Here is a 22173-nt window from a genome sequence, read left to right on the forward strand (position 1 = left end):
ATACCGCGGAGCCTGCCGAATGGGCATGATCAGCGGGTGTCCGGGACCGCGCTGAGCGATGTGCTGCAGCAGGTGATGCAGCGGGTCGGCGTGGGCGCGCAGACGTTGAGCAAGCTGACCGGCGTGCCCCGGACCGCGATCGACAACTGGCGTGACGGCACCGTCCGCAGACCGCGGCACTGGCGGCCGCTGCTGCGGATCGCCGGGGCGCTGCTGCTGTCGCGGGACGAGACCGACGCGCTGCTCGCCGCCGCCGGGCACCCCCGCCTCGACACCCTCGACAGCACCCTGCCGCTGGACGATCCGGACCGGTCCCACCTGGCCCGATGGGCGGTCCAGCGGCGCCGCAGCGCGACCGTCCGCCACGAGCTCCGGGCACCGGCACCGGACTTCGTCGGGCGGATCGATGCCGTCAAGCGGATCGTCTCGCTGCTCAGCGAGCTCGGCGGCGGTGGCGGGGTCGTCGGCATCCGGGGCATGGGCGGCATCGGCAAGACCGAGCTCGCCCTCGTCGCGGCGAACGAGCTCGGCGAGTCCTTTCCGGACGCCCGGCTCATCGTCAACCTGCGCGGGGTCAGCGGTGCGCCGCTCAGCCCGGAGCAGGCGATGCGCCAGGTGATCCACGCCTTCGCCTCGGACGAGCCGCTCGAGGACGGGCTGGAGGCGCTGCAGCGCCGCTACTGCTCGGTGCTCAGCGGCCGACGCGTCCTCATCCTCGCCGACGACGCGGCCGACGCCGCCCAGGTGAGCCCGCTGCTCACCCCGTCCGGCAGCGCCCTGCTCGTCACCAGCCGACAGCGCTTCGCCATCGCGGGCATGACCACGGTCGACCTCGGCGAGCTCTCCGAGGCCGAGGCGGTGCGGCTGCTGGAGACCTCCTGCGAGCGGCTGACCGTCGAGGAGGCGCAGCTCATCGCGAGCGCCTGCGGCCACCTGCCGCTGGCCCTGCGGATCAGCGCGGGCCTGCTGACCAACGATCCGACGCTCGCCGTGTCCGAGCACCTCGCCGCGCTCTCCGACCACCGGCGTCGGCAGGCCCACCTGCGGGACCCCGACGACGAGCGGCTCGACGTCACCGCCTCCCTGGCGTTCAGCCAGGCCCGCCTCGACAGCGCCAGTCAAGCGGTGTTCCGCCAGCTGAGCGTGTTCGTCGGCGACTTCGACACGGCGCTGGCCGAGGCGGTCGTCCGGGTGCCCGGCGGCGCCGACACCACGGTGGTCCTGCGACTGCTACTGCGGCGCAGCCTGATCGGCTACGAGCCGGCGCGCGGCCGCTGGCGGCTGCACGACCTGGTCCGCGACCTGGCGCGCAGCGCCGCCGAGGACGCCGGTGACTGGGTCCCGGCCATGTGGCGGTACGCCGAGGCCGGCGTCCGGATGGCCGAGGCGATCCGCAACGGGTACCTGTCCGGCGGCGACGCGATGCCCGCCTCGCTGGCGATGTTCGACCTCGAACGCCCGCACCTCGACGCCGGGCGGCGATGGCTGGGAGCCCACGTCGGCGACGAGCGTGCCGACCGGCTGCTCGTCGCCGACGCCGTCGCGATCGACAGCTACTCGTTCCTCCGGCACGACTTCCACAACGAGCTCCAGCCCATGGTCGAGCAGGCGCTGGCCGCGGCTCGCCGACTCGGTGACCAGGCGGCCGAGGCGCAGCTGCTCAACCAGATCGGTCACCTGGCACTGCAGGCGAGCCGGCTGCCCGAGGCCGCCGCGCACTTCGAGCGGTGGCTCGCGATGCCCCGGCCGACCGGTGACCGGCTCCAGGAGATGCGCGCGCTGAACAACCTGAGCGTGGCGTACGTGCAGCTGGGCCAGCCTCGCCGCGCGATCACCGTGAGCGAACGTCAGCTCGATCTTGCCCGCGCGGACGGCAACCGGCGGCTAGAAGCGATGGCGCTGACCAACCTGGCCCGGACCCTCGGTTTCGTCGGCGAGCCCGTCATCGCCCGGGACCACCTGGAGCTGGCGCTGACGATGGTGCGCGAGGACGGCGAGCGGTTCGGCGAGTGCCTGATCCTCGACAACCTCAGCACCGTGCACCACATGCTCGACGAGCCCGCGCACGCCGTCGACCTCGCGCAGCGGGCCTACCGGATCGCCGCGAGCCTCGGCGACCGGGAGCGGATGGCCGAGGCGTCGGCGACGCTGTCCCAGGCGCTGGTCCCGGTGGAGCCGGTGGCCGGGGCGGACCCGGCCGGTGGCACGGGGCCGAGCGGGGCCGACGAGGCGGCGGCGGTCGGTGAACGCGCGCTCGCGATCGCCCGCGAGGTCGGCGCGCGGCGGACCGAGGCGAAGGCGCTGAAGGCGCTCGGTCGCGCCTACGCGGCGGCGGGGCGGTCGGAGCTGGCCCGGCGGATGTTCGAGGAGGCGCTGGCGATCAGGACGGAGACCGGCGACGAGAACGGCGCCGCGGACTGTGCCTGGCTGCTCGGTGCCAACCTGCTGCCGACGGACCGGGAGCGGGCGCTGCACCTGATGCGCCGGGCGGTGGCGCACTGGACCGGGATCGAGCACGCGCGGGTCGCCCTGCACGCCGCCCGGCTGGCGGAGCTCGACGGACCCGCGCCCGGATCAGGCCACTGACACGGCGGTACGCGTCAGCATGCCCGCTATCGCGCTCAACGGCTGCCCACCGGCGATCTGGTAGACGGTGACGCCCTCCCACCCGTGTTCCCGGAGCTCCGCCAGCACGCGGGGGATCCGCAGGACCCGCCCCCCGGCGATCGTGTAGGAGTCCGCCATGCTGACCCGGTCCAGCCCGTTGACCTCGGCGACCACGGCGGCGAGCACCCGCTCGTCGTCGCCGGCCGCTCGCCTGTCGTCCGGGGCGGTCGGCGCCGGCTCGTCGCCCACCGGCGGCCGGCCGGCGGTCGGAGCGGCGAATCCGATCATGCGAGCGACATCGGAGATCCGCAGGTCGACCGAGGGGTCGTCGTGCGCGAGCAGGACGGCCTCGTAGCCGCGCAGGAACCGCTCCATCGCGTCGGCGTCCAGCACCGTCGAGTGTGCCCTGAGCTCGACGACGACGGCATCCTGCAGCTCGTGGAGGCGCAGGTAGGTGTCCGAGCCGTAGGCCGCCCACGCGGTCGGCGTCGGGTTCCACCGCAAGGCGGTGTGCCGGACGTTCGCCGCCTGCGCCGGGACGCTGAGGAAGTTGAGCTCCGATCCGGTCCGCAGGACCTGCCCGCGCCGGACGCTCTCACGGGACACCAGCTCCACCAGCTCGTCGAAGGGCACGTAGGCGTTGCGCTGCCCGTGCTCGAAGCGCTCCGCGGTCCGGCGCAGGACCTCGGTGAACGACGGATCGCCCGTGCAGTCGACCTGCATCAGCAGCGGCGTGGACAGGCACGTCATGACGTCGTTGTAGGGGTTGGACTCGCGGTTGCCGGTGTAGGTGAGGTGGGCGACCCGGTCGCCGCCGGTGTAGGCGGCCATCACCATGGCGTAGGTGGTGAGGTGCATCAGCGACGGCCACGTCTGGTGGCGCGTGGCGATCCGGCGACTGGTGTCCAGCATGGACGGTGAGGTCAGGGCGGCGGAGCGGGCGACCGGGTCGTCGTCGGCGATGCGGCGCGGGCCGAAGGTGTCGGCGGGCATCTGCGCGATCTCGTCACGCCAGTAGGCCAGGGCACCGTCCTTGGCCGCGGCGGCTCCCACCGACGACTCGTAGCGGGCGAGGTCCAGGGGCTGGTGCCGGATCGGTTCGAGAACCGCCGGGCGTCCGGTGGCGATGCCCGCGCTGAGGGCCGCGAGGTCCCGGCCCAGGCGGTCGATGGTCCAGGCGTCGAACGCCATGTGGTTCAGCACCAGGACGAGGCGCTGGGGCCGACCGCCCGCGGTGACCACGCAGGCGCGCATCGGCCACTCCTGCGCGAGGTCGAAGTCCGCGGTGCTGAGCCGTTCGATGACGTCGGCCGGTGCCTCGGTGCCGTCCCGGTCGGCGGATGCGGTGCTCAGCGGCAGCGAGCCGGGCGGGTGCACCCGCTGTCGCGGGTCGCCCGCCACGTCGAAGTGATAGGTGGTACGCAGTGCCTCGTGCCGGCGGACCAGGTAGTTGAGCGTCGCCCGGAGTCCGGCGATCGAGACGCCGTCGGAGAGCTCGATCTCGATGACGAGATGCGTGTCGTGCCGGGCGAAGGGTGGCAGCTGGTGGTACCTCAGCCAGACGGATCGCTGTCCCCAGCACAGGTCCGCGTCCTTGGTCGCATTCGACATCGTGAATCCTCCACCCGTATTGAACAGCCCCGATGAATCGTTGCGCGAACGGCAACGGGGCGACAGCGGGTGGCGGTGGCAGGTTGCGGACGCGGAGGCGGTGTCCGCTACCTGCCAGGCGGAGCGAGGGCGGCGATGCGGGCGCGCAGGGCGTCCGCCTCCCCACGGCCGAGCTGATCGAAGACCTCGACCGCCCGCTGCCAGGCGGCCCGGGCGGCGGTGCGGTCCCCGGCACCCTCGTGCGCGTCGCCGAGGTGCACCAGCACGTCCGCCTCGTTGAAGAGGTCGCCCGCCTCCCGGTAGAGGCGCAGCGACCGCTCCAGGCACGCCACCGCCTCGACGTGGTCGCCGAGGTGATGGTGGGCGAAGCCGATGCTGTCCCAGATCGCCGCCTGCCCGTAGGCGTCGTCGAGCTGCTGGTTGAGCTCCAGCGCCTCCCCGCAGTGGCGCAGCGCGGCCGGGTAGTCGCCGAGCTGCGCGTAGCCCCAGCCGAGCGCGTTGAGGACACGAGCCAGTCCGACCCGGTGGCCCGCTCGCCGATAGAGGTCGGCCGCGCGCAGCCGGTGCTCCTGCGACTCCAGCGGGTTCCCGCGGAGCTCCGACAGCCAGGAGAGGCCGAAGGCGGAGTGCGCCTGCCCGAGCAGGTCGCCGAGGCGGTCATAGCCCTCGATCGCCCGCTGGTAGTGCCGCAGCGCCTCGTCGTACCGGCTGAGCTGGGCATATCCCCGGCCGAGCAGGCGGTCGGCGTAGGCGGCGCCCCGCTCGTCGCCGAGCCGGTCCGCCGCGCGCAGGGCCGCGTGCTCCACGGTGATCCAGTCCCACCAGTGGCCCTGGTGATCCAGGAAGTCGACCAGGCTCCAGGCGAGCTGCCAGACGTGCCGGTCCAGGCCCGCCGACTCGGCCCGGGCGACGGCGGCGAGCAGCACCGGGTGCTCCGCGGTGAACCACGCGAACGCCTGGTCGCGGTCGGCGAGCTCCAACGGCACCGCGGTCGGGTCGGCGGTGAGCGGTGTGATCGGATCGCGGTGCGGTTCGATCAGGAGTGCCGCGGTGCAGGCGATGCCGAGGTAGTGGTCGAGCATGCGGCGGGTCGCGGCGTCCCGGTCCGCCTCCTCCTCCGTCTCGATCAGCAACTCCACGGAGTAGGCGCGCAGCAGGTCGTGCATGGCGTACCGGCCGGGGGTGTGTTCGGCGAGGAGATGGGCGCGCGTGAGCTCGGCCAGGAGGCGGCGTGCTCGCGTCGGCGGCTCGCCGGTGAGCGCGCCCACGACCGCCGCGGCGAGGTCCGGCTCGGGGTGCGCGCCGCAGAGGCGGAACAGCCGGGCGGCGCCCGGTGTGAGTGTGCGGTAGGACCACGACAGCACCGCTCGCACGGCCGGGAACCCCTCAAGCTGGTCGGTGGCGTCGCGCAGCTCGGTCGCGATCGCAGCCAGGGGAAACGCCGGATAGGTCGCCGCCCGCGCGGTGACCACGGCGAGCGCGAGCGGGAGCCCGGCCGAGAGGGCCACGATCTCGTCGACCGCCTCCGGGTAGGCCGCCGCGCGGTCCGCACCGATCCGTCTCGCGATCAGGTCCCGGGCGTCGTCGGCGTCGAGCAGGCTCACCGGGATCGGTTCGGCGCCCTCGATCGCGACGAGGTCCTGCAGCTGATCCCGGCTGGTCACCATGACGCGGCAGTCCGGCGCGCCCGGCAGCAGCGGTCGGACGTGGTCCGCGTCGCGGGCGTTGTCGAGGACGATCAGCATCCGCCGATCCGCGACCAGGCTGCGATAGAGGTCGATCCGGGCCTCGAGGTCGGCCGGGATCCGGTCGCCGGGCACCCCCAGCCCGGTGAGGAAACCGCGCAGCGCGGTGGCGGGGGACAGGGCGTCGCTGCCGTGGTAACCGTGCAGGTTGACATAGAGCTGCCCGTCCGGGAACGACGCCCGGGCACCGTGCGCCCAGTGCAGGGCCAGCGCCGTCTTGCCGACCCCCGCCGTGCCGGAGACGGCGCAGATCGCGACGTCGCGGGCGGACGGACCGGGGGAGGGCAGCAGCTGGTCCAGCCGCTTGAGCTCGATGCCCCGGCCGACGAACCCGGCCACGCTCCCGGGCAGCTGGGCGGGGCGCGCGAGGACCGACTCCGGGCCGGTGCCCGGCGGGCTCACCGGCCCGGCCGCGGGAACGGTGCCCGCCACCGGGTTCTCCGGTCGGGCGGCGGCGCAGAACCGGTCGCGCTGCTCGCCCTCGAGCTCGAGGGCGTCGGCGAGCAGGCCCACCGTGGTCAGCCGGGGCAGTGCGATGCGGCCGGCCTCGATGTCGCGGAGCTGCCGGGAGCTGATGCCGGCCCGCTGCGCCAACTGGTCCTGTGTGGACGCCGATCTGAGTCGGTGAAGCCGCACCAACTGCCCGAACGTCTCTCCCCCGACCACGGACAAAACCTAGCAAGGCGAAAGGTTCCGCTCAATCTCCGGTAGAACTCCTGTTGCCCTCATCACCGTCCTTCAATGCACAAACGAGAAGCCAAGCCGCACCGTCCGCGAACAGGTGGTGGCGGCTCGGCTGCCTCATCTCAGCGGGAGTGGCGCAGCAGGATCACCGCCAGCTCCGATCCGTGCGGGCCGAGCTGGCTGAACCGCCGGGCGGTTGCGAGCTCGTGGTCGTGGGCGAAGCCGGAGCGCCCGCAGGCGACCCGCGCCTGCTGCACCTGCTGGGCGAGTTCGAGCCGCTCCCGGATCAGCCTGATCAGTTGCAGGTCGATGCGGTCCAGGCGGCCCTGCAGGGAGGTGACGAGCTCGGGCTCGGCCACCGTCTCGGATGCCATCAGGGTGCCAGCAGGGTGCCGACGTGGCGCCCGAGCAGGTGCAGGCCGTCGGCGGAGAGAATGGATTCCGGATGGAACTGGAAGGATCGGAAGTTCGGGCCGTGCATGGCGAAGACCTCCTTGGTCGCCGGGTCGCGGCTGACCATCACGGTCCCCAGGCGGTCGGTGTCGGCCTGGGCGACGAATGTGTTGTAGAAACCGACCGTCGCCGTCTCGTCGAAGATCTCGATCGTGCGCTGGCGGCCTTGCTGCGTGTGTTCGAGTCGGACCAGTGGCAGGCCCAGGTGGTGGCTGAGGATCTGGTGGCCGAGGCACACGGCCAGCAGCGGCCGCTGCGACGCGTAGATCTGCGCGGCCAGCGTCCGCAGCCGGGCGATCTTGGGATCGTCCCCGTCGCGTGGGTCACCGGGCCCGGGACCGAGCACGACCAGGTCCCAGCCGTCGGTCCGGCTCACCTCGCGATAGGTGCGCACGGTCACGTCGTGGCCGAGGTGGCGCAGCTGGACGGCGAACATGTCGGTGAAGGTGTCCTCGGCGTCGATCACGAGGGTGCGCCAGGTCGGCGGCTTGCGAGCCGGCCGTCGTCCCAGCCAGAACGGCGCCAGGTCCGCGTTGCGTCCCTCCAACTGGGCCTCGATCGCTGCGTCGACCGCAGGCACGGCCACGGGGGTACGCGCGGCCGCACGCTCGCCCGAGAGCGCGGCGAGCATGCCCGCCACCTTGGCATGGGTCTCCAGGACCTCGGTGGCCGGATCCGAGTGGCGGACCAGCGTGGCGCCGACGCTCAGCGTGAGGTCGCCGTCGGCGGTGATGTCGGCCGTGCGGATCACGATCGCCGCGTCGAGCCGGCGATTCGGCTCGACCAGGGCGATGACGCCGCTGTAGTAGCCGCGGCCGGTGGGCTCGCGGCGGTGGATGACCCGGCAGGCGTTCTCCACGGGGCTGCCGGTGACGGTGGGTGCGAGCAGCGTCTCGCGCAGGATCGCGGGCAGGGGCTGCTTGCTGGTGCCGCTGATGTGGTATTCGGTGTGCGCCAGCCGGGCCATCTGCCGCAGCCGGGGCCCGATGACGGTGCCGCCCTCGTCGCAGATGCGCGCCATCATCTTGAGTTCCTCGTCGAGCACCATGTAGAGCTCGTCGGTCTCCTTGCGGTCGTCGAGGAACGCCTGCAGCCCGGCGGGGTCCGGCTCGCCGGCCGGGTACCGGTAGGTCCCGCTGATCGGGTTCATGGTGACCAGGTCGCCGTCGACGCGCAGGTGGCTCTCCGGCGAGGCGCCGACGAGGGTCCGCCCGCCGAAGCTGACGAGAAACGTCCAGTAGGTGCCGTGCTCCTGGCGCAGCAACCGTTGGAAAATAGTCAGCGCCGTCGACGGGGAATAATCCGCTAGACATCCGTGATATGAACGCTTGATAACAAAGTTTGAACCTTCTCCGGCGCCGATTTCCTGGTCGATGATCTCGCGGACGGATGCGGCGTAGGCGGCGTCGGAAATATCGAACTCACCGTCGGCCAGAGACACCTCGGTGTTGGGCATGGCGGCGATGAATGAATCAAGAGGAATCGCGATTCGATCAGTGATTTCGATCGTCACGATAGGTTCGCCGTCGTCGTGGCAGGCGTAGCCGCGCTCGGTGATCTGCCGGTAGGGAAGCAGCACCAGAGCGGCATCGTCGCTCTTCATCGCGGTTTCGAGGGTGTGGCTCTCGACAGGTGTGCCCAGGATGAGCTCGACCGTGTCCGGATCGGTCTCCGGTCGGTAGAGCAGTGCGCAGGCCGCCGCATCAGGGCTGTCCAATGCGGATGAATGTAGGTTGCGCAGTTGTGAAATCAGGTTGTGCGTCGACACCCGGGCGGGCGGTTTAAGTCGCATTGCGTCTAGCTCCTCCCACGTGAACGCTGGCAACTATGGCACCGGAGAAGTGACATCGGCAACTACTCGTCCAATGCGGACGGCTACTCAATCGAGTAGTGCTGCGGGTAGGGATTCGCTGCTAGCGTCCGAGACCGAACTCGCCGAAACGGGATTTGCGAAAGCGAGGAATTGTCTTGGGCAACTTGGTGCAGAAGTTCGGCGGATCGTCGCTGGGCGACATCGATCTGGTGAGCCGCGCCGCGCGGATCGTCGAGGCGGCCTACCGCCGGGGCGACCGCGTGGTCGTGGTCGTGTCCGCCCGCGGCGACACCACCGACGATCTGCTGGCGCTGGCGGAGCAGACCTCACCCGAGCGGCCGGCTCGCGAGATCGACCAGCTGCTCGCCACGGGGGAGACCGCGTCGGCGGCGCTGATGGCGCTCGCCCTGCACGCGATCGGCGTCCCGGCGGTCTCCCTGACCGGTGCGCAGGCCGGCATCACCGCGGCCGGTCCGCACGGTGCGGGCGTGATCGCCGAGGTGGACCCGGCGCCGCTGACGGCGTTGCTGGACCGCGGCAACGTGGCCGTGGTCGCCGGATTCCAGGGCGTCGACCCGTTCGGCAACGTGCTCACCCTCGGCCGGGGCGGTTCGGACACGACCGCGGTGGCCCTGGCCGCGGGCCTCGCCGCCCGCTGCGAGATCTACACCGACGTCGAGGGCATCTTCACCGGCGATCCGCGCCTGGTGCCCGATGCCCGGCTGCTGCCCGTGATCACCGCACCGGTGATGGCCGAGATGGCGTTCGCGGGCGCTCGGGTCATGCACTCGCGTGCCGTGGAGCTGGCCGCTCTGACCAATGTGGAGCTGCACGTGCGCAGCAGCGCCTCGGACGCGCCCGGCACGACCGTGGCGAGCGGTCCGCAGGAGCTGATGGAGATCCGCGGTGCGGTCATCGCCATCACCCACGACGCACAGGTCGCCCGGGTGCTCATCCAGGCACACGCCGACCTGGCGCGGGAGGTGTTCGACATCCTGGCGTCGCTGGGCGTGCCCGCTGATCTGGTGGCGCGCTCGGGCAGCGGCGAGGCGGAGTTCCGGATGGGATTCACCATGCCCGCCACGGGCAGCGAGCTGGTCCGCACGGCGCTGGAGCGGGCAGCCGCGGCGCACGGCGGCCGGGTCGAGGTCTCGACCGACGTCGGCAAGGTGTCGCTGGTCGGCACCGGCATGCTCAACCGCCCCGAGCTCACCGCCCGCATGCTCGCGGTGCTGGCCGGGGCACAGATTCCGACCAGCTGGGTGTCGGCCACCCAGCTGCGCACCTCCGTCACCGTGCCGCACGGACGCCTGTCCGAAGCGGTGGTTCTGCTGCACAAGGAGTTCGAGTTGCAACGCGACGACTACGACATCGTGGCACTGGTCGCGCCATGAGCGGCCGCGACCTGCGCCTGCGGAGGCTTTTCCGCAACGGCCCGCGCCTGCTGGTGGTCCCCCTCGACCACGCGGTCACCGACGGTCCGATCCCGACGAGCGGCGGCATCGGTGCGCTCGTCGCCCAGCTGGCCGACAACGGCGCCGACGCCATCGTCCTGCACAAGGGCGGTGTGGGGCGTATCGACCCGAGTGCCTTCGGCGAGGCGGCCCTGATCGTGCACCTGAGCGCCAGCACCCGTTTCGCGCCCGACCCGGACGCGAAATACCTGGTCGCCAGCGTCGAGGAGGCGCTGCGCGTCGGTGCCGACGCGGTCAGCGTGCACGTCAACCTGGGCTCGCACGACGAGCGCCAGCAGATCGCCGACTTCGCCGCGACCGCCGAGGCCTGCGACCGGTGGGGCCTGCCGCTGCTGGCCATGATCTACCCGCGCGGTCCGCGGATCGACAATCCGCGGGATCCGGAGCTGATCGCGCACGCCGCGACGCTCGCCTCGGATCTCGGCGCGGACATCGTCAAGACGCCCTACACCGGCGACGTGCTGACCATGGCCGATGTCGTGGCCGGCAGTCCGATTCCGCTCATCGTCGCCGGGGGCTCCCGGCTCTCCGGTACGGGTGACGTGCTGTCGCTGGTCGACGACGTGCTCGCCGCCGGAACGGCCGGACTGGCGATGGGCCGCAACATCTTCGAGGCTCCCGATCCCGGCGAGCTCACCCGACTCATCGCCCAACAGGTCCACCGTGTACGAGAGGAAGTACTGACATGAAGGTGTGCTGGCTGGATGTCCGCAATCTGCCGGACGGAGTACGCGAGGCCGTCATCGAGGAGGCGATCCATCAGCGGATCGACGCGATCGTGGCGAGCAACGCGGAGCACCTGACCGCCATCCCGCCGACCGTGCGCCGGGTCCTGTGGCCCCGCGACGGCCGGCTGCCCGAGGAGCTCGGCGGCGTCGACGTGGTGCTCGTCGACGCGACGACCGGTGTCCCGGCCACCTACGGCAGCCGGACCGACGTGCAGTACGGCCAGTTCGTCGAGGTGACCGACGCGACGAGCCTGGAGCGGGCCAACACCGCCGCGCGGACGCAGCCGTGGTCGGTCATCCGGTTCCGGGACCCCACCAAGATCCCGCTGGAGATCGTGCTGGCGGCGGCGTACAAGGCCGACGGTGTCATCATCACCGAGGTCGCCGACCTCGAGGAGGCCGAGATCGTCTTCGGTGTGCTCGAGCACGGCTCCGACGGTGTGCTGCTGGCGCCGAAGGGCGTCGGCGAGGCGACGAAGCTGCGCGCGGTCGCCACCGGCGGCATCGGCGAGCTGGCACTCGTCGAGCTCGAGGTGACCGGCACCGAGCACATCGGCATGGGCGAGCGGGCCTGCGTCGACACCTGCTCGCACTTCCGCGAGGACGAGGGCATCCTCGTCGGCTCGCACTCCAAGGGCATGATCCTGTGCTGCAGCGAGACGCACCCGCTGCCCTACATGCCGACGCGGCCGTTCCGGGTCAACGCCGGTGCGATCCACTCCTACACCATGTCGGCGGAGGGGCGCACGCACTACCTCAGCGAGCTCAAGGCCGGCAGCAAGGTGCAGGCCGTGGACGCCAAGGGCCAGACCCGGCTGGTGACGGTCGGCCGGGTGAAGATGGAGACTCGGCCGCTGCTCTCCATCGACGCCGTCTCCCCGGACGGGCGGCACGTCAACATCATCGTGCAGGACGACTGGCACGTGCGCGTCCTGGGCCCCGGCGGTGTCGTGCTCAACACGACCGAGCTGCGCCCCGGCGACAAGGTGCTGGGCTATCTGCCGACCGAGGACCGCCACGTCGGCTACCCGATCGACGAGTTCTGCATCGAAAGCTGACGAGGATGACCCGGATCATCGATTTCCATGCCCGGCTGGGGGCGGGACCGGCAGCACTGTCCCGCCTCTACGCCGCGATGGACCGCCACGGCATCAATGCCGCTGCCGTGGCGGCCGGCGGCATCCTGCCGCCGGAGGTGCTGTCGCGACAACTGATCGACGGCAGCCACGTCACGACGGAGCCGGACAACGACGCGGTCCTCGCCGCGGCGGAGGTCTCGGCCGGGCGGCTGATCCCGGTCTACTTCGCCAACCCGCACACGGGTACCGGTGACTACACGGCTCGGGCCGGGCGGTTCCGCGGCCTGGAGCTGTCGCCGGCCGTGCACGGCGTACCGCTGACCGATCCGATCACCGACGACTTCGTGCAGGTCGCCTGGCGCAACGGGCACTCGGTCTACATCGTGTGCATCATCCGGCCGGGATGCGGTGTCGCGGACCTGGCCGACCTCGCCAAACGCCATCCGGAGACCAATTTCGTACTCGGACACGGCGGCGCGAGCGCCATCGACTTCTACGGCGTCAACCTGATCGAACCCCACCCCAACATCCTGTTCGAGACCTCGGGCGGCTACTCCAGCGTGCTCGGCTACGCGCTGCGCACGCTGGGCCCGGGCCGGATCCTGTTCGGCACCGAGCACCCGCTGCAGGATCCCGGACTGGAACTGGCCAAGTTCGCCGCGCTGGGGCTGGCCGAGGCGGACTGGCACCAGATCGCCGAGGCCAACGCGGTGCGACTGCTGAAAGAAGGCGACCATGAGTGAGGCGAAACCGCTCGGCGAGTGGGGCGATGCCGACGAGATCCGCGCGATCCAGGAGAAACAACTGCCGCAGGTGTTCGCCTGGGCGCAGCGCTCCCCGTTCTACCAGGCCCGGCTGCGCGGTGGCGAGACGCTGCGGGACCTGGCGCCGACCACGAAACAGGACCTGCGCGACGCGTACCCGTTCGGGCTGCTCGCCGTGGAGAAGTCGCGGCTCGCGACATACCACGAGTCCAGCGGGACGGCGGGTGCCGCCACGGCCTCCTACTACACGGAGGAGGACTGGGTCGACCTCGCCGAGCGGTACGCCCGCAAGTGGATCCCGATCGGCCCGGAGGACACGTTCTTCGTCCGGACGCCGTACGCGTTGATGATCACCGGGCACCTGGCGCACCGGGCGGCCCGCTCGCACGGCGCCACCGTGGTGCCCGGCGACAACCGCTCGCTGGCGATGCCGTACTCCCGGGTGGTGCGCCTGCTGCACGACCTGGAGGTGAGCATCACCTGGTCGCTGCCGACCGAGACCTTGATCTGGGCGGAGGCGGCCCGGCACGCGGGCTGGCGGCCGGAGCGGGACTTCCCGGCGCTGCGGGCGTTCTACGTCGGCGGCGAGCCGCTGACCGCCGCCCGGCGGGCCCGCATCAGCGAGGTCTGGGGTGGCGTGCCGGTGGTGGAGGAGTTCGGCTCCACCGAGACCGGGAGCCTGGCCGGCGAGTGCCCGCACGGCCAGATGCACTTCTGGGCGGACCGGGCCATCCCGGAGGTCCTCGATCCGCAGACCGGCGAGATCAGCGCCGAGGGCGCCGGGCACCTGATCGTCACGCCGCTGTTCCGCGAGGCGATGCCGCTGCTGCGCTACAACCTGGAGGACAACGTCGAGCTGTCCTATGCACCCTGCGCCTGCGGCTGGTCGCTGCCGACGATCCGGGTCCTGGGCCGGGCGGCGTTCGGCTACTCGGTCGGCACGGCCCGGATCAACCAGCACGACACCGAGGAGCTCGTCTTCGGCCTCCCCCTCGAGTACGGCGTGGCGTTCTGGCGGGGCCGCGCGCTGCCGGACCGGCTCCGCATCGAGATCGAGGTCACCGCCGAGCACCGGCAGGCGGCGTGTGCCGCGCTCGCCGAGGCCGTGCAGGCCCGGTTCGGCGCACCCTGCGAGGTGACCGGCATCGACCCGGGCGGGCTGCTGCCGCACCGGGTCCTCACCGCCAGCCAGGATGTCCTCAAGCCGCGCAGCCTGTTCGGCCCGGACGAGGACTGGGACAAGGCGATCATCTATGGGTGAGCAGCCGGTCGGCATCGTCGGCGCGGGCATCGCCGGGCTGACCCTCGCCGTGGCCCTGCAGCGGCGGGGCCTGAGCTATCACGTCTTCGAGCAGGCGCCCCGGTTCGGGGAGGTGGGCGCGGGCATCCAGCTCGCCCCGAACGCGACCCGGCTGCTCTACCGCCTGGGCCTCGGCGACGCGCTCGACGCGGTCGCCGTCCGGCCGCACGCCATCGAGCTGCGCGACGGGCGCACCGGCACGGTGATGGCGCGCACCGAACTCGGTGAGCGCTGCGTCGCCGAGTACGGCGCGCCCTACCTCGCCGTGCACCGCGCCGACCTGCATCAGATCCTGGCGGGTGCGGTGGATCCGGCCGCCGTCACGCTGGGCGTGCGGTGCACGGGGATCGACCAGGACGGCGAGGTGGTCACGGCGGCGTTCGACAACGGCCGCCGGGACCGGTTCGCCGTCCTGGCCGGCGCCGACGGCGTGCGGTCGGCGGTGCGGTCCACCTTCCTGCACGACGCGCCCCGCTACAGCGGGCACACGATCTTCCGCGGTCTCATCCCGGCCGAGCGCCTGCCGCAGCTCGCGGCGGAGCCCCGGATCGTGCTGTGGCTCGGTCCCGGCCAGCACGCCGTGGCCTATCCGGTGGCGGGCGGCAAGCTGATCAGCTTCGGCGCCACCATGCCCGAGGCCGAGTGGGGCGCCGAGTCGTGGTCCGAGCCGGGCTCGCTGTCCGGGCTGCGCGAGGCCTACGAAGGCTGGGACGACGGGCTGCGCGACCTGCTGTCCCAGGCCGACGAGGTGAGCCGGTGGGCGCTGCACGATCGCGACCCGATCATCGGCTGGACCCACGGCACCGCCACGCTGATCGGCGACGCGGCGCATCCGATGCTGCCGTTCGTCGCGCAGGGCGCCAACCAGGCCGTCGAGGACGCCTATGTCCTCGCGGGCTGCCTGGCGCAGGCGCCGGTCCCGGAGGCGCTGCGCCGCTACGAGCGGTTGCGCCGCCCGCGTACCGACGAGGTCCAGGAGATCTCCCGGCGCAACGCGACCGCGCTGCACGACGGCTCGCGCCCCGATCCCGCCCAGCAGCAGCGCCAGCAACGGTGGCTGTTCGGCTACGACCCAGAGGAAGGCTGAGCTCCATGCATACACAGATCGCCCTGGTCACTGGCGCCGCATCCGGCATCGGTGCGGCGGTGGCCGCGGAGTTGGCCCAGCAGGGCGTGGTGGTCGCGGCCGCGGACACCAACGAGTCCGCGCTGGCCGAGCAGGTCGAAAAGATCACCAGCAACGGGTACGCCGCACGCGCGTACTCGATCGACGTCCGAGATCCGGTCGCCGTCCACGAGGCGATAAACGCCATCGAACGAGACCTCGGCCCGATCGGCATCCTGGTCAACGTGGCCGGCGTTTTGCGTACCGCGCCGATCCTGGAGCTGACCGACGACGACTGGCAGACGGTCTTCTCGGTCAACACCGTCGGCGTCTTCAACATCAGTCAGGCGGTCGCCCGGGGCATGGTCGCCCGCCGTTCCGGCTGCGTGGTGACGGTCGGGTCCAACTCCGCCGCCGTGCCCCGGATGCACATGGCGGCCTACTGCGCAGCGAAGGCGGCCTCCACCATGTTCACCAAGTGCCTCGGTCTGGAGCTGGCCGAGTACGGCATCCGCTGCAACATCGTCGCGCCGGGCTCCACGGACACGCCGATGCTGCGCTCGATGTGGGCCGACGGCTACGGCCGCCAGTCGGTGCTCGACGGCGCCGCCGACCGCTACCGCATCGGCATCCCGCTGCGCAAGCTGGCCGAGCCCGCCGACGTGGCGCACGCGGTGGCGTTCCTCGCCTCCGACCAGGCCAGCCACATCACGATGCACGAGCTGTGCGTCGACGGCGGCGCGGCGCTGGGGGCATGACGATGGGAACACTGCCGATCGATGTCTACCCGATGCCGACCGAGAGCGAGCTGCCCGCCAGCACACCACAGTGGAAGCCGGACCCGCGGCGGGCGGCCCTGCTCGTGCACGACATGCAGCAGTATTTCGTGGACATGTTCCCCGCCGGGCAGTCACCCGTGACGGAGCTGGTCGCCAACGCGGCCCGGCTGCGTGCTGCGGCGGCGGATCTCGGGCTGCCGGTGTTCTATACCGCGCAGCCCGGCCGGATGAGCAGGGCCGACCGGGGCCTGCTGCTCGACGTCTGGGGCGAGGGGATGGAGGGCACCCCGCAGCAGCGCCAGATCGTGCCGGAGCTCTCGCCGCGCGACGGCGATGTGGTGCTCACCAAGTGGCGCTACAGCGCCTACCTGCGGACGGATTTCGCCGAGCGGCTCGCCGCCACCGGTCGTGACCAGCTGATCGTCTGCGGTGTCTACGGGCATGTCGGCATCCTCATGACGGCCTGCGACGCGTTCTGCCGCGATGTGGAGGTGTTCCTCGCCGCCGACGCGATCGGGGACTTCACGGCGGCGCACCATCGCTCGACTTTGGACTACGTCGCCGCTCGCTGCGGCGTGGTCGCCTCCACCCGCCAGTTGCTGGAGGCCATTTCAGCACCGTAGGCGGATGGTGGCAGTCGAGAGGGATGCCTGGCCGCCGACCAGCGGCCAGGCATGTCCTTCTCAGTCCGTCTCGCCGCGGCGCGATCGTGGCAGCAGGCGGGCGAGCTCGACCCGCGAGCGTACGTTGAGCTGGCGGAAGATCTGCCGCAGGTGATAGTTGACCGTATGATGAGATAGATAGACCTGTTTAGATACTTGCTGGTTGGTCATGCCCTGGGCGACGAGTTCGGCGATCTCCTGCTCGATCATGCTCAGCCCGTCCCAGCCGTCAGGCTGCGGTGCCGGGTGCCGGCGGGCGACCCGGAGGCTGTGCAGGACCGGCTGCGGGATGCCCTCGACGATCTCCCGCCAGATGTCGTCGTCGCAGAAGGCGAAGTCGTTGCCGTGGGCCGTGATGGCACCCAGCGCCAGTGCCTCGTCCATCACCGGCAGCAGCGCCGCCACAGGTTGATGAAGCAGATCGGCCACGTCGTGCAGAGCGAACGTCCGGCCGATGGCAGCAGCGACCCGCAGCACGTGATGGCAGTCGGTCGAATACTCGATTTCGGTGCTCATGAAGCCTCCCCCGATCGTTGTTCATCGTCCTCAGGTGACGATGCCGCAGACTATGTCCAGCAGCGCCTCCTCGGTGACCTCGCCAGGATCGCCGTGCCAGGCCACGTGCTGGTCGGGCCGGATCAGGGTCAGCGGTGCGCCGATCACCTTCCGGCAGCCGTCGTCGTCGACGGTCACGTGTCGGATCGGCACGCCGCGCCGTTGCGCGGCCGCCACGAGGGCTGCCCCCGCCGCGTCCGGCGTCTGGTCCAGCACCGCGAAACCGGCCCCCAGCCGGTCGAACAGGTGCTCACCATCGCCGAGGAACAGGCCGGGCACGCGCATCCCCGGCCAGACCTCCGGCGTGACCCTCCGCCAGTCCCACGCCGGCTCCGGCCCGCCGTCCGGCACGACGATCGGCGAGGTGTAGCGGGCGCCGAAGTGGATGCCCAGGTTGTCGATCTGGTAGGCGTCCTGGTCGAGGAACCCGGCGAGCTGCGCGCGGGTCGCGCCCACGGCCGCCAGCGCGGGGAAGCGCCGCCACACCTCCAGCAGGTTGAAGGAGAGCTCCCGGTTGATCAGTGCCACCGGCCGCCGCTCCGTCTCGTACGCCGTGAGCAGCCCCGCGCCGCCCCACCCCTGGACCACGCCGGCGAGCTTCCAGGCGAGGTCGACGGCGTCGGCGAGACCGGTGTTCGCCCCGTGTCCGCCGGTCGGGTAGAACTGGTGGGCCGCGTCCCCGGCGAGGATGACCCGTCCGCTGCGGTAGGTGGTCGCGACGCCGAGCCGGCCCTCCCAGTGCGCGACCGCCATGACCTCGTCGAACCGGATCGGGGCGCCGAGGCGCTGCTGCACGACGGCGAGCGGGTCCGTCGGCGGCTCTCCCTCGTAGGGGAAGGTCGCGGTCCAGACGGCCTCCTCGTCGCGGGAGACGAGCATGACCCCGCCCGTGTGGATGCCGAGGAAGTAGCGCCCGTGTGCCCGCAGGAGCGGGTCGTCACTGCGAAAGTAGACATCGCAGTGCTGCGAGGTGGGTCCGATCAGGTCGACGCCGATGTCGGCCGCGTTGCGGACCGCACTGCCCGCGCCGTCGCAGCCGATCGCGTACGCCGCGCGCAGCTCGTGCTGCTGTCCGTCCGGATCGGTCAGCCGCGCGATGACAACATTGTCATCCTGCGCCAGCGACCGGAACGTCCAGCCCTCCCGGAGCTCGATGAGGGGATGGTCGCGGACCGCGTCCCGCAGGATCTCCTCGAGGATCGACCCGGTGAGCCGCTGGTAGGGCTCCGCGGGCATGGTGCCGTCGTTGACCCGGCGGATCGTGTCGCGCTGCTGGTCGACGGACGGGTAGTTCCACACCGCCAGGGGCGGTTCGGCGAGGCTCGTATACCAGTGGAAGGTGAAGTCGAAGCGTGGCGGAACGCCCCGCTCGCGGATCGCCGGACCGACTCCGAGCCGGTGCAGCAGCTCCATGCTGCGGGCGTTGACGAAGTCCATCTTGGGATACGGCGTGGCCGCAACAGCACGATCGACCACCAGCGACGGTACGCCGAACTGTGCGAGCTGCAGCGCCAGCGTCGCGCCGACCGGTCCGCAGCCGACGATCAGGATCGGCTCGGTGGGAGTCGGGGCGGTCACCTCGGTTCTCCCAGGTCCGTGCCCGAGGTGGCGGCGATCCCGTCGGCGCCGACGATGGCGTAAGGTGATGATTCACCCATAAAGTTGATAATAATGCGACTTGGTGGATGGAATTCGTCGGGCTCGCGCTGGCGGATCGAGCCGTCGACGACGTTTTCGCGGACGAGTCCGCCGGGTTCGCCCTCCAGTGCGCTGCAGGGCGTGATCGCCGAGAAATAGCTGGTCGGGTCGGTTGCCTCGTGTGGCAGTCCGGACCACGACCGGTCGCGGCCCTGGTGTGCGGGCCGCCGACAACTGATCGAAGACATGCTTCATCCACTCCTGTTCGAAGGTCGTGGACAAAGCCTCGTCTTCATCGATGCGTCATTGCATCACGTGTTTCCGTGAGGTTGAATGGAATACGCGCCAGGGGGACACATGGGGGATGATCGCACGTGGCTGAGCAGAGCCTTGTCGGCCGTTCGGAGGAGCTCGCGGAGGTTCGCGGGATCGTCCAACAGACCAGGCAAGGGATCGGCGTATGTTTAACCATCGATGGCGCTGCCGGCATTGGGAAGAGCCGGCTGTTGCACGAGGGCGCCCGTGAGGCCGCCGACTCCGGAGTCACCGTCGTCTCCGGGAGAGTTACCGAGCTCGACGCCGCCGCACCACTGTCGCCGCTGCTGTCGGCACTGCGCGGGCACGTCGACCTCGGTGAGTTGGACCCGGTCGCGGGCAACCGCTACTGGTTGATCAATCGGCTGACCGAGCTGATCGAGGCCGCCGCCCGCATCCGACCCGTGCTGATCGTCCTCGACGACCTGCACTGGGCCGACGAACTGACCGTGCTCGCCCTGCGGGACATGGTTCCGGCACTGCGCACCAGCCCCGTCGGCTGGCTGCTCGCCCTGCGGCCGCTGCCGCGCCGCTCAGCTGTCCGCGACGCGCTGCGCTGGATCGCGACCGAGCACGGCCAGCAGATCCATCTCGGTCCGCTGAACCAGCGGGAGATCGCCCAGGTCTGCCAGAACATTCTCGGCGCTCCGGCCAGCCCGGAGCTGCTGGCGCTGGCCGACCGCAGCGGCGGCAACCCGTTCCTGCTCGAGGAGCTGATCACCGGCCTGCGATCGGGCGACCGGATCCGGTTCACCGGCGGCGTGGCGACGGTCGAGGACGGCAGCCTGCCGCCGGGATTCGTCGTCGCCGCCCGACGGCGCCTGCTCGAACTGCCGCCTCCGGTGCGCCAGCTGCTGGACGCGGCAGCGGTGCTCGGACGGCCGTTCTCCCTGCACGAGGCCGCCGCGCTGCTCGGCAAGACCGCCGGTGACATGGTCGATCCGGCGGCCGAGGCGGTCACCGCGTGCATCCTGGTCGAGGTCGGCGACGAGCTGATGTTCCGGCACGACCTGCTGCGCGACGCGACCTACCGCTCGCTGTCCGCTCCGGTCCGCCAGGCACTGCACCGCGAGGCGGTCGACGTCGTGCGGATGGAGGGCCGTCCCGCCGTCGAGGCGGCCCAGCACCTCATCCGGGTCGCCCGCAAGGGTGACGCCCAGGCGGCCGCGGTGCTCCATGAGGCGGCCACCGAGCTGCGGGCCTCGGCACCGAGCGCCGCCGCAGATCTGCTGCTCCACCTGCTGGAACTGCTCGAGGACGACGACGAGACCCGTCCGGCCCGCATCGCCGAGGCGGTCGACGCGCTGGCCACCGCCGGTCGACTCGCCGAGGCGCGCACGTGGGGGGAGCGGGCCCTGCGCAGCGGGATCGACCTCGGCACCGAGGGGCAGCTGCTGCTGGGGCTCGCGGAGTCCTACAAGCACGCCGGGCAGAACGCCGTGGTGGTCGAGCTCGCCGACCGGGCGCTGGCGCTGTCCACGGTCGACGACGCGGTCCGTTCGCAGCTGCACGCGGTGCGGGCGCATGCGCTGCTCGTGGGCGATCTCAGCGGTGCCGAGTCGGCTGCCGACCAGGCCGTCGTTCTCGGTGCGCAGGAGGGCATGTCCACCGCGGTGGTCTTCGGCAACGCGGCGCGCAGTGTGGCGAGCCGCGCGCGGGGCCACCTCGACGAGGCGGTGAGGTACGCCAACGACGCGGTCACCGAGGCGGGCCGGGCCGGTGGGGCGACCGCGCACCGCCACCCCGGAGTGTGGCTGGGCGCCGCTCTGGCTGCTCAGGACCGTTTCGACGAGGCGGAGGAGATCTATACCCACGGGCAGCGAACGGCGGAGCAGCTCGGCACCGCCTGGTCGCTCCCGCTGTGGCACTTCTACCGCGCGTCGCTGTATTTCGCACAGGGCCGGTTGTCCGATGTGGAGGCGGAGGGCGAGGCCGGCCTCCGGGTCGCCGAGCAGCTCGGCGCGCTTCAGCTCAGCGTACCCCTGGCGGGGTTGTTGGGCCGGGTGGCGGTGATCCGCGCGCAGATGCCGCTCGCACGCGACTACCTGCGCCGCATCCAGCGCACACTCGCCACGGGGATCACGGTGGCGCCGGAGGACGCGGCCTGGACCAACGCGGTCATCCAGGATGCCGGCGGGCAGGCGCACGCTGCCTACCAGGCCCTCGCCGACCTCCACTCCCAGCTGCCCGAGCGGGTCCTGGTGTTCTGCCAGGATCCAGGCGCGGTCGCCGCGATGGTGCACATCTCCAAGAAGGCGGGGCAGTCCGCCCAGGCCGCCGCGATCGCCGCCGTCGCGCTCACGCTCGCCGAGGGAAATCCCGGCAACCGCACCCTCGCCGGGGTCGCCTCCCATGCCGAGGGCATCGCGCACATGGACGTGAAGCTCCTGGTGGAGAGCGTGGAGCTGCTGGAGAACAGTCGGCGGCCGCTGGTGCGGGCGAGCGCGCTGGAGGATGCGGCGACCGCCGAGCATGCCGCCGGCCGACGGGGCCGCGCCATCGAAATGCTCGAGATCGCCTTGGGGATCTATACCGACTGCGGAGCCTGGCAGGGACAGGCGCGGGTGGAGAGGCATCTGCGCGCGATCGGCGTGCGGCGCCGGGCGTCGTCACCGGTCACGGCGTCGCCGCTCGCCGGGCTCACGCAGGCGGAGCTGCGGGTGGTTCGGCTGGTCGTCGAGGGTGCGACGAACCGCGAGGTGGCTCGACAGCTGCTCCTGTCACCGCACACGGTCGACAGCCACCTGCGGCATGTCTTCGCGAAGCTGGGCATCAGCAGCCGGGTCGAGCTGACCCGGGTCTTCATGGCCAACGCGATCATCCCGTAAAGACGTGATGCGCCGCCCGTCGGCGGTGTGCA

17 protein-coding genes are annotated in these 22173 nt (G+C 71.4%); 10 read left to right on the plus strand and 7 right to left on the minus strand.

Features of this window, described 5'->3' with window-relative positions; genetic code table 11:
- Positions 1 to 36: 36 nt before the first annotated feature.
- Positions 37 to 2586 (plus strand): tetratricopeptide repeat protein, encoded by a 2550-nt coding sequence (locus tag F4553_RS34810; RefSeq protein ID WP_184845070.1) that lies wholly within the window; start codon positions 37 to 39, stop codon positions 2584 to 2586.
- Here the strand turns inward: F4553_RS34810 and F4553_RS34815 are convergent.
- From F4553_RS34815 to F4553_RS34830, 4 genes are all read right to left on the minus strand, one after another.
- Positions 2575 to 4218: a condensation domain-containing protein gene (locus tag F4553_RS34815; RefSeq protein WP_184845074.1), complete on the minus strand. Its 1644-nt coding sequence runs from the start codon at positions 4216 to 4218 to the stop codon at positions 2575 to 2577. The two genes, F4553_RS34810 and F4553_RS34815, sit on opposite strands and share 12 nt — an antisense overlap.
- Before the next feature lie 107 nt (positions 4219 to 4325).
- Positions 4326 to 6629 carry an ATP-binding protein gene (locus F4553_RS34820; RefSeq protein ID WP_184845077.1) on the minus strand — a complete coding sequence of 768 codons (2304 nt, stop codon included), beginning with the start codon at positions 6627 to 6629 and terminating at the stop codon, positions 4326 to 4328.
- 140 nt (positions 6630 to 6769) lie between these two features.
- Positions 6770 to 7021 carry a chorismate mutase family protein gene (locus tag F4553_RS34825; RefSeq protein WP_184845080.1) on the minus strand — a complete coding sequence of 84 codons (252 nt, stop codon included), beginning with the start codon at positions 7019 to 7021 and terminating at the stop codon, positions 6770 to 6772.
- On the minus strand, positions 7021 to 8817 hold the full coding sequence (locus F4553_RS34830; protein ID WP_246467562.1) for a chorismate-binding protein: 1797 nt from the start codon (positions 8815 to 8817) through the stop codon (positions 7021 to 7023). The genes F4553_RS34825 and F4553_RS34830 overlap by 1 nt, the downstream gene beginning before the upstream one ends.
- A gap of 251 nt (positions 8818 to 9068) precedes the next feature.
- On the opposite strand from F4553_RS34830, the gene F4553_RS34835 reads away from it, so the two are divergent.
- Genes F4553_RS34835 through F4553_RS34870 form a run of 8 tightly spaced genes read left to right on the plus strand, consistent with a single transcriptional unit; the run spans position 9069 to position 16766 of the window.
- Complete coding sequence (locus tag F4553_RS34835; RefSeq protein ID WP_221470603.1) at positions 9069 to 10307, plus strand: aspartate kinase; 1239 nt, start codon at positions 9069 to 9071, stop codon at positions 10305 to 10307.
- The gene (locus F4553_RS34840; protein ID WP_184845086.1) at positions 10304 to 11077 is read left to right on the plus strand and encodes a 2-amino-3,7-dideoxy-D-threo-hept-6-ulosonate synthase; all 774 of its coding nucleotides are present in this window, start codon (positions 10304 to 10306) and stop codon (positions 11075 to 11077) included. Before F4553_RS34835 ends, F4553_RS34840 begins: the two co-directional genes overlap by 4 nt.
- On the plus strand, positions 11074 to 12174 hold the full coding sequence (locus F4553_RS34845; RefSeq protein ID WP_184845088.1) for a 3-dehydroquinate synthase II: 1101 nt from the start codon (positions 11074 to 11076) through the stop codon (positions 12172 to 12174). Before F4553_RS34840 ends, F4553_RS34845 begins: the two co-directional genes overlap by 4 nt.
- Positions 12175 to 12179: 5 nt before the next feature.
- Positions 12180 to 12938 carry an amidohydrolase family protein gene (locus tag F4553_RS34850; RefSeq protein ID WP_184845090.1) on the plus strand — a complete coding sequence of 253 codons (759 nt, stop codon included), beginning with the start codon at positions 12180 to 12182 and terminating at the stop codon, positions 12936 to 12938.
- Positions 12931 to 14220 (plus strand): AMP-binding protein, encoded by a 1290-nt coding sequence (locus F4553_RS34855; protein WP_184845092.1) that lies wholly within the window; start codon positions 12931 to 12933, stop codon positions 14218 to 14220. The genes F4553_RS34850 and F4553_RS34855 overlap by 8 nt, the downstream gene beginning before the upstream one ends.
- On the plus strand, positions 14213 to 15346 hold the full coding sequence (locus F4553_RS34860; protein ID WP_184845094.1) for an FAD-dependent monooxygenase: 1134 nt from the start codon (positions 14213 to 14215) through the stop codon (positions 15344 to 15346). The genes F4553_RS34855 and F4553_RS34860 overlap by 8 nt, the downstream gene beginning before the upstream one ends.
- 5 nt (positions 15347 to 15351) lie before the next feature.
- Positions 15352 to 16122 (plus strand): 2,3-dihydro-2,3-dihydroxybenzoate dehydrogenase, encoded by a 771-nt coding sequence (locus F4553_RS34865; protein WP_184845097.1) that lies wholly within the window; start codon positions 15352 to 15354, stop codon positions 16120 to 16122.
- Positions 16119 to 16766, plus strand: a complete 648-nt coding sequence (locus F4553_RS34870) for an isochorismatase family protein (protein ID WP_246467564.1) — start codon at positions 16119 to 16121, stop codon at positions 16764 to 16766. Before F4553_RS34865 ends, F4553_RS34870 begins: the two co-directional genes overlap by 4 nt.
- Positions 16767 to 16826: 60 nt before the next feature.
- Here F4553_RS34870 and F4553_RS40355 read toward each other — a convergent pair whose 3' ends face one another.
- Genes F4553_RS40355 through F4553_RS34885 form a run of 3 tightly spaced genes read right to left on the minus strand, consistent with a single transcriptional unit; the run spans position 16827 to position 19246 of the window.
- Positions 16827 to 17321, minus strand: coding sequence for a helix-turn-helix transcriptional regulator (locus F4553_RS40355; protein WP_221470604.1), 495 nt, complete (start codon positions 17319 to 17321; stop codon positions 16827 to 16829).
- Between the two features lie 30 nt (positions 17322 to 17351).
- Positions 17352 to 18938 carry an FAD-dependent monooxygenase gene (locus F4553_RS34880; protein WP_221470605.1) on the minus strand — a complete coding sequence of 529 codons (1587 nt, stop codon included), beginning with the start codon at positions 18936 to 18938 and terminating at the stop codon, positions 17352 to 17354.
- Complete coding sequence (locus F4553_RS34885) at positions 18935 to 19246, minus strand: SRPBCC family protein (protein WP_184845099.1); 312 nt, start codon at positions 19244 to 19246, stop codon at positions 18935 to 18937. Before F4553_RS34885 ends, F4553_RS34880 begins: the two co-directional genes overlap by 4 nt.
- A gap of 126 nt (positions 19247 to 19372) precedes the next feature.
- On the opposite strand from F4553_RS34885, the gene F4553_RS42660 reads away from it, so the two are divergent.
- A complete protein-coding gene (locus F4553_RS42660) occupies positions 19373 to 22141 on the plus strand; it encodes a helix-turn-helix transcriptional regulator (protein WP_184845102.1) in 2769 nt (922 codons plus the stop codon).
- Positions 22142 to 22173 lie beyond the last annotated feature (32 nt).

The sequence above is a fragment of the Allocatelliglobosispora scoriae genome, assembly GCF_014204945.1.
GTDB classification, from domain to species: domain Bacteria; phylum Actinomycetota; class Actinomycetes; order Mycobacteriales; family Micromonosporaceae; genus Allocatelliglobosispora; species Allocatelliglobosispora scoriae.

What these genes read in the sequence shown, in the direction of transcription:
- F4553_RS34870 (WP_246467564.1), top strand. Translation starts at nt 16,119, where the DNA reads ATGACGATGGGAACACTGCCGATCGATGTCTACCCGATGCCGACCGAG.
- F4553_RS34850 (WP_184845090.1), top strand. Translation starts at nt 12,180, where the DNA reads ATGACCCGGATCATCGATTTCCATGCCCGGCTGGGGGCGGGACCGGCA.
- F4553_RS34885 (WP_184845099.1), bottom strand. Translation starts at nt 19,246, where the DNA reads ATGTCTTCGATCAGTTGTCGGCGGCCCGCACACCAGGGCCGCGACCGG.
- F4553_RS34855 (WP_184845092.1), top strand. Translation starts at nt 12,931, where the DNA reads ATGAGTGAGGCGAAACCGCTCGGCGAGTGGGGCGATGCCGACGAGATC.
- F4553_RS34865 (WP_184845097.1), top strand. Translation starts at nt 15,352, where the DNA reads ATGCATACACAGATCGCCCTGGTCACTGGCGCCGCATCCGGCATCGGT.
- F4553_RS40355 (WP_221470604.1), bottom strand. Translation starts at nt 17,321, where the DNA reads ATGAGCACCGAAATCGAGTATTCGACCGACTGCCATCACGTGCTGCGG.
- F4553_RS34860 (WP_184845094.1), top strand. Translation starts at nt 14,213, where the DNA reads ATGGGTGAGCAGCCGGTCGGCATCGTCGGCGCGGGCATCGCCGGGCTG.
- F4553_RS34815 (WP_184845074.1), bottom strand. Translation starts at nt 4,218, where the DNA reads ATGTCGAATGCGACCAAGGACGCGGACCTGTGCTGGGGACAGCGATCC.
- F4553_RS34840 (WP_184845086.1), top strand. Translation starts at nt 10,304, where the DNA reads ATGAGCGGCCGCGACCTGCGCCTGCGGAGGCTTTTCCGCAACGGCCCG.
- F4553_RS34845 (WP_184845088.1), top strand. Translation starts at nt 11,074, where the DNA reads ATGAAGGTGTGCTGGCTGGATGTCCGCAATCTGCCGGACGGAGTACGC.
- F4553_RS34825 (WP_184845080.1), bottom strand. Translation starts at nt 7,021, where the DNA reads ATGGCATCCGAGACGGTGGCCGAGCCCGAGCTCGTCACCTCCCTGCAG.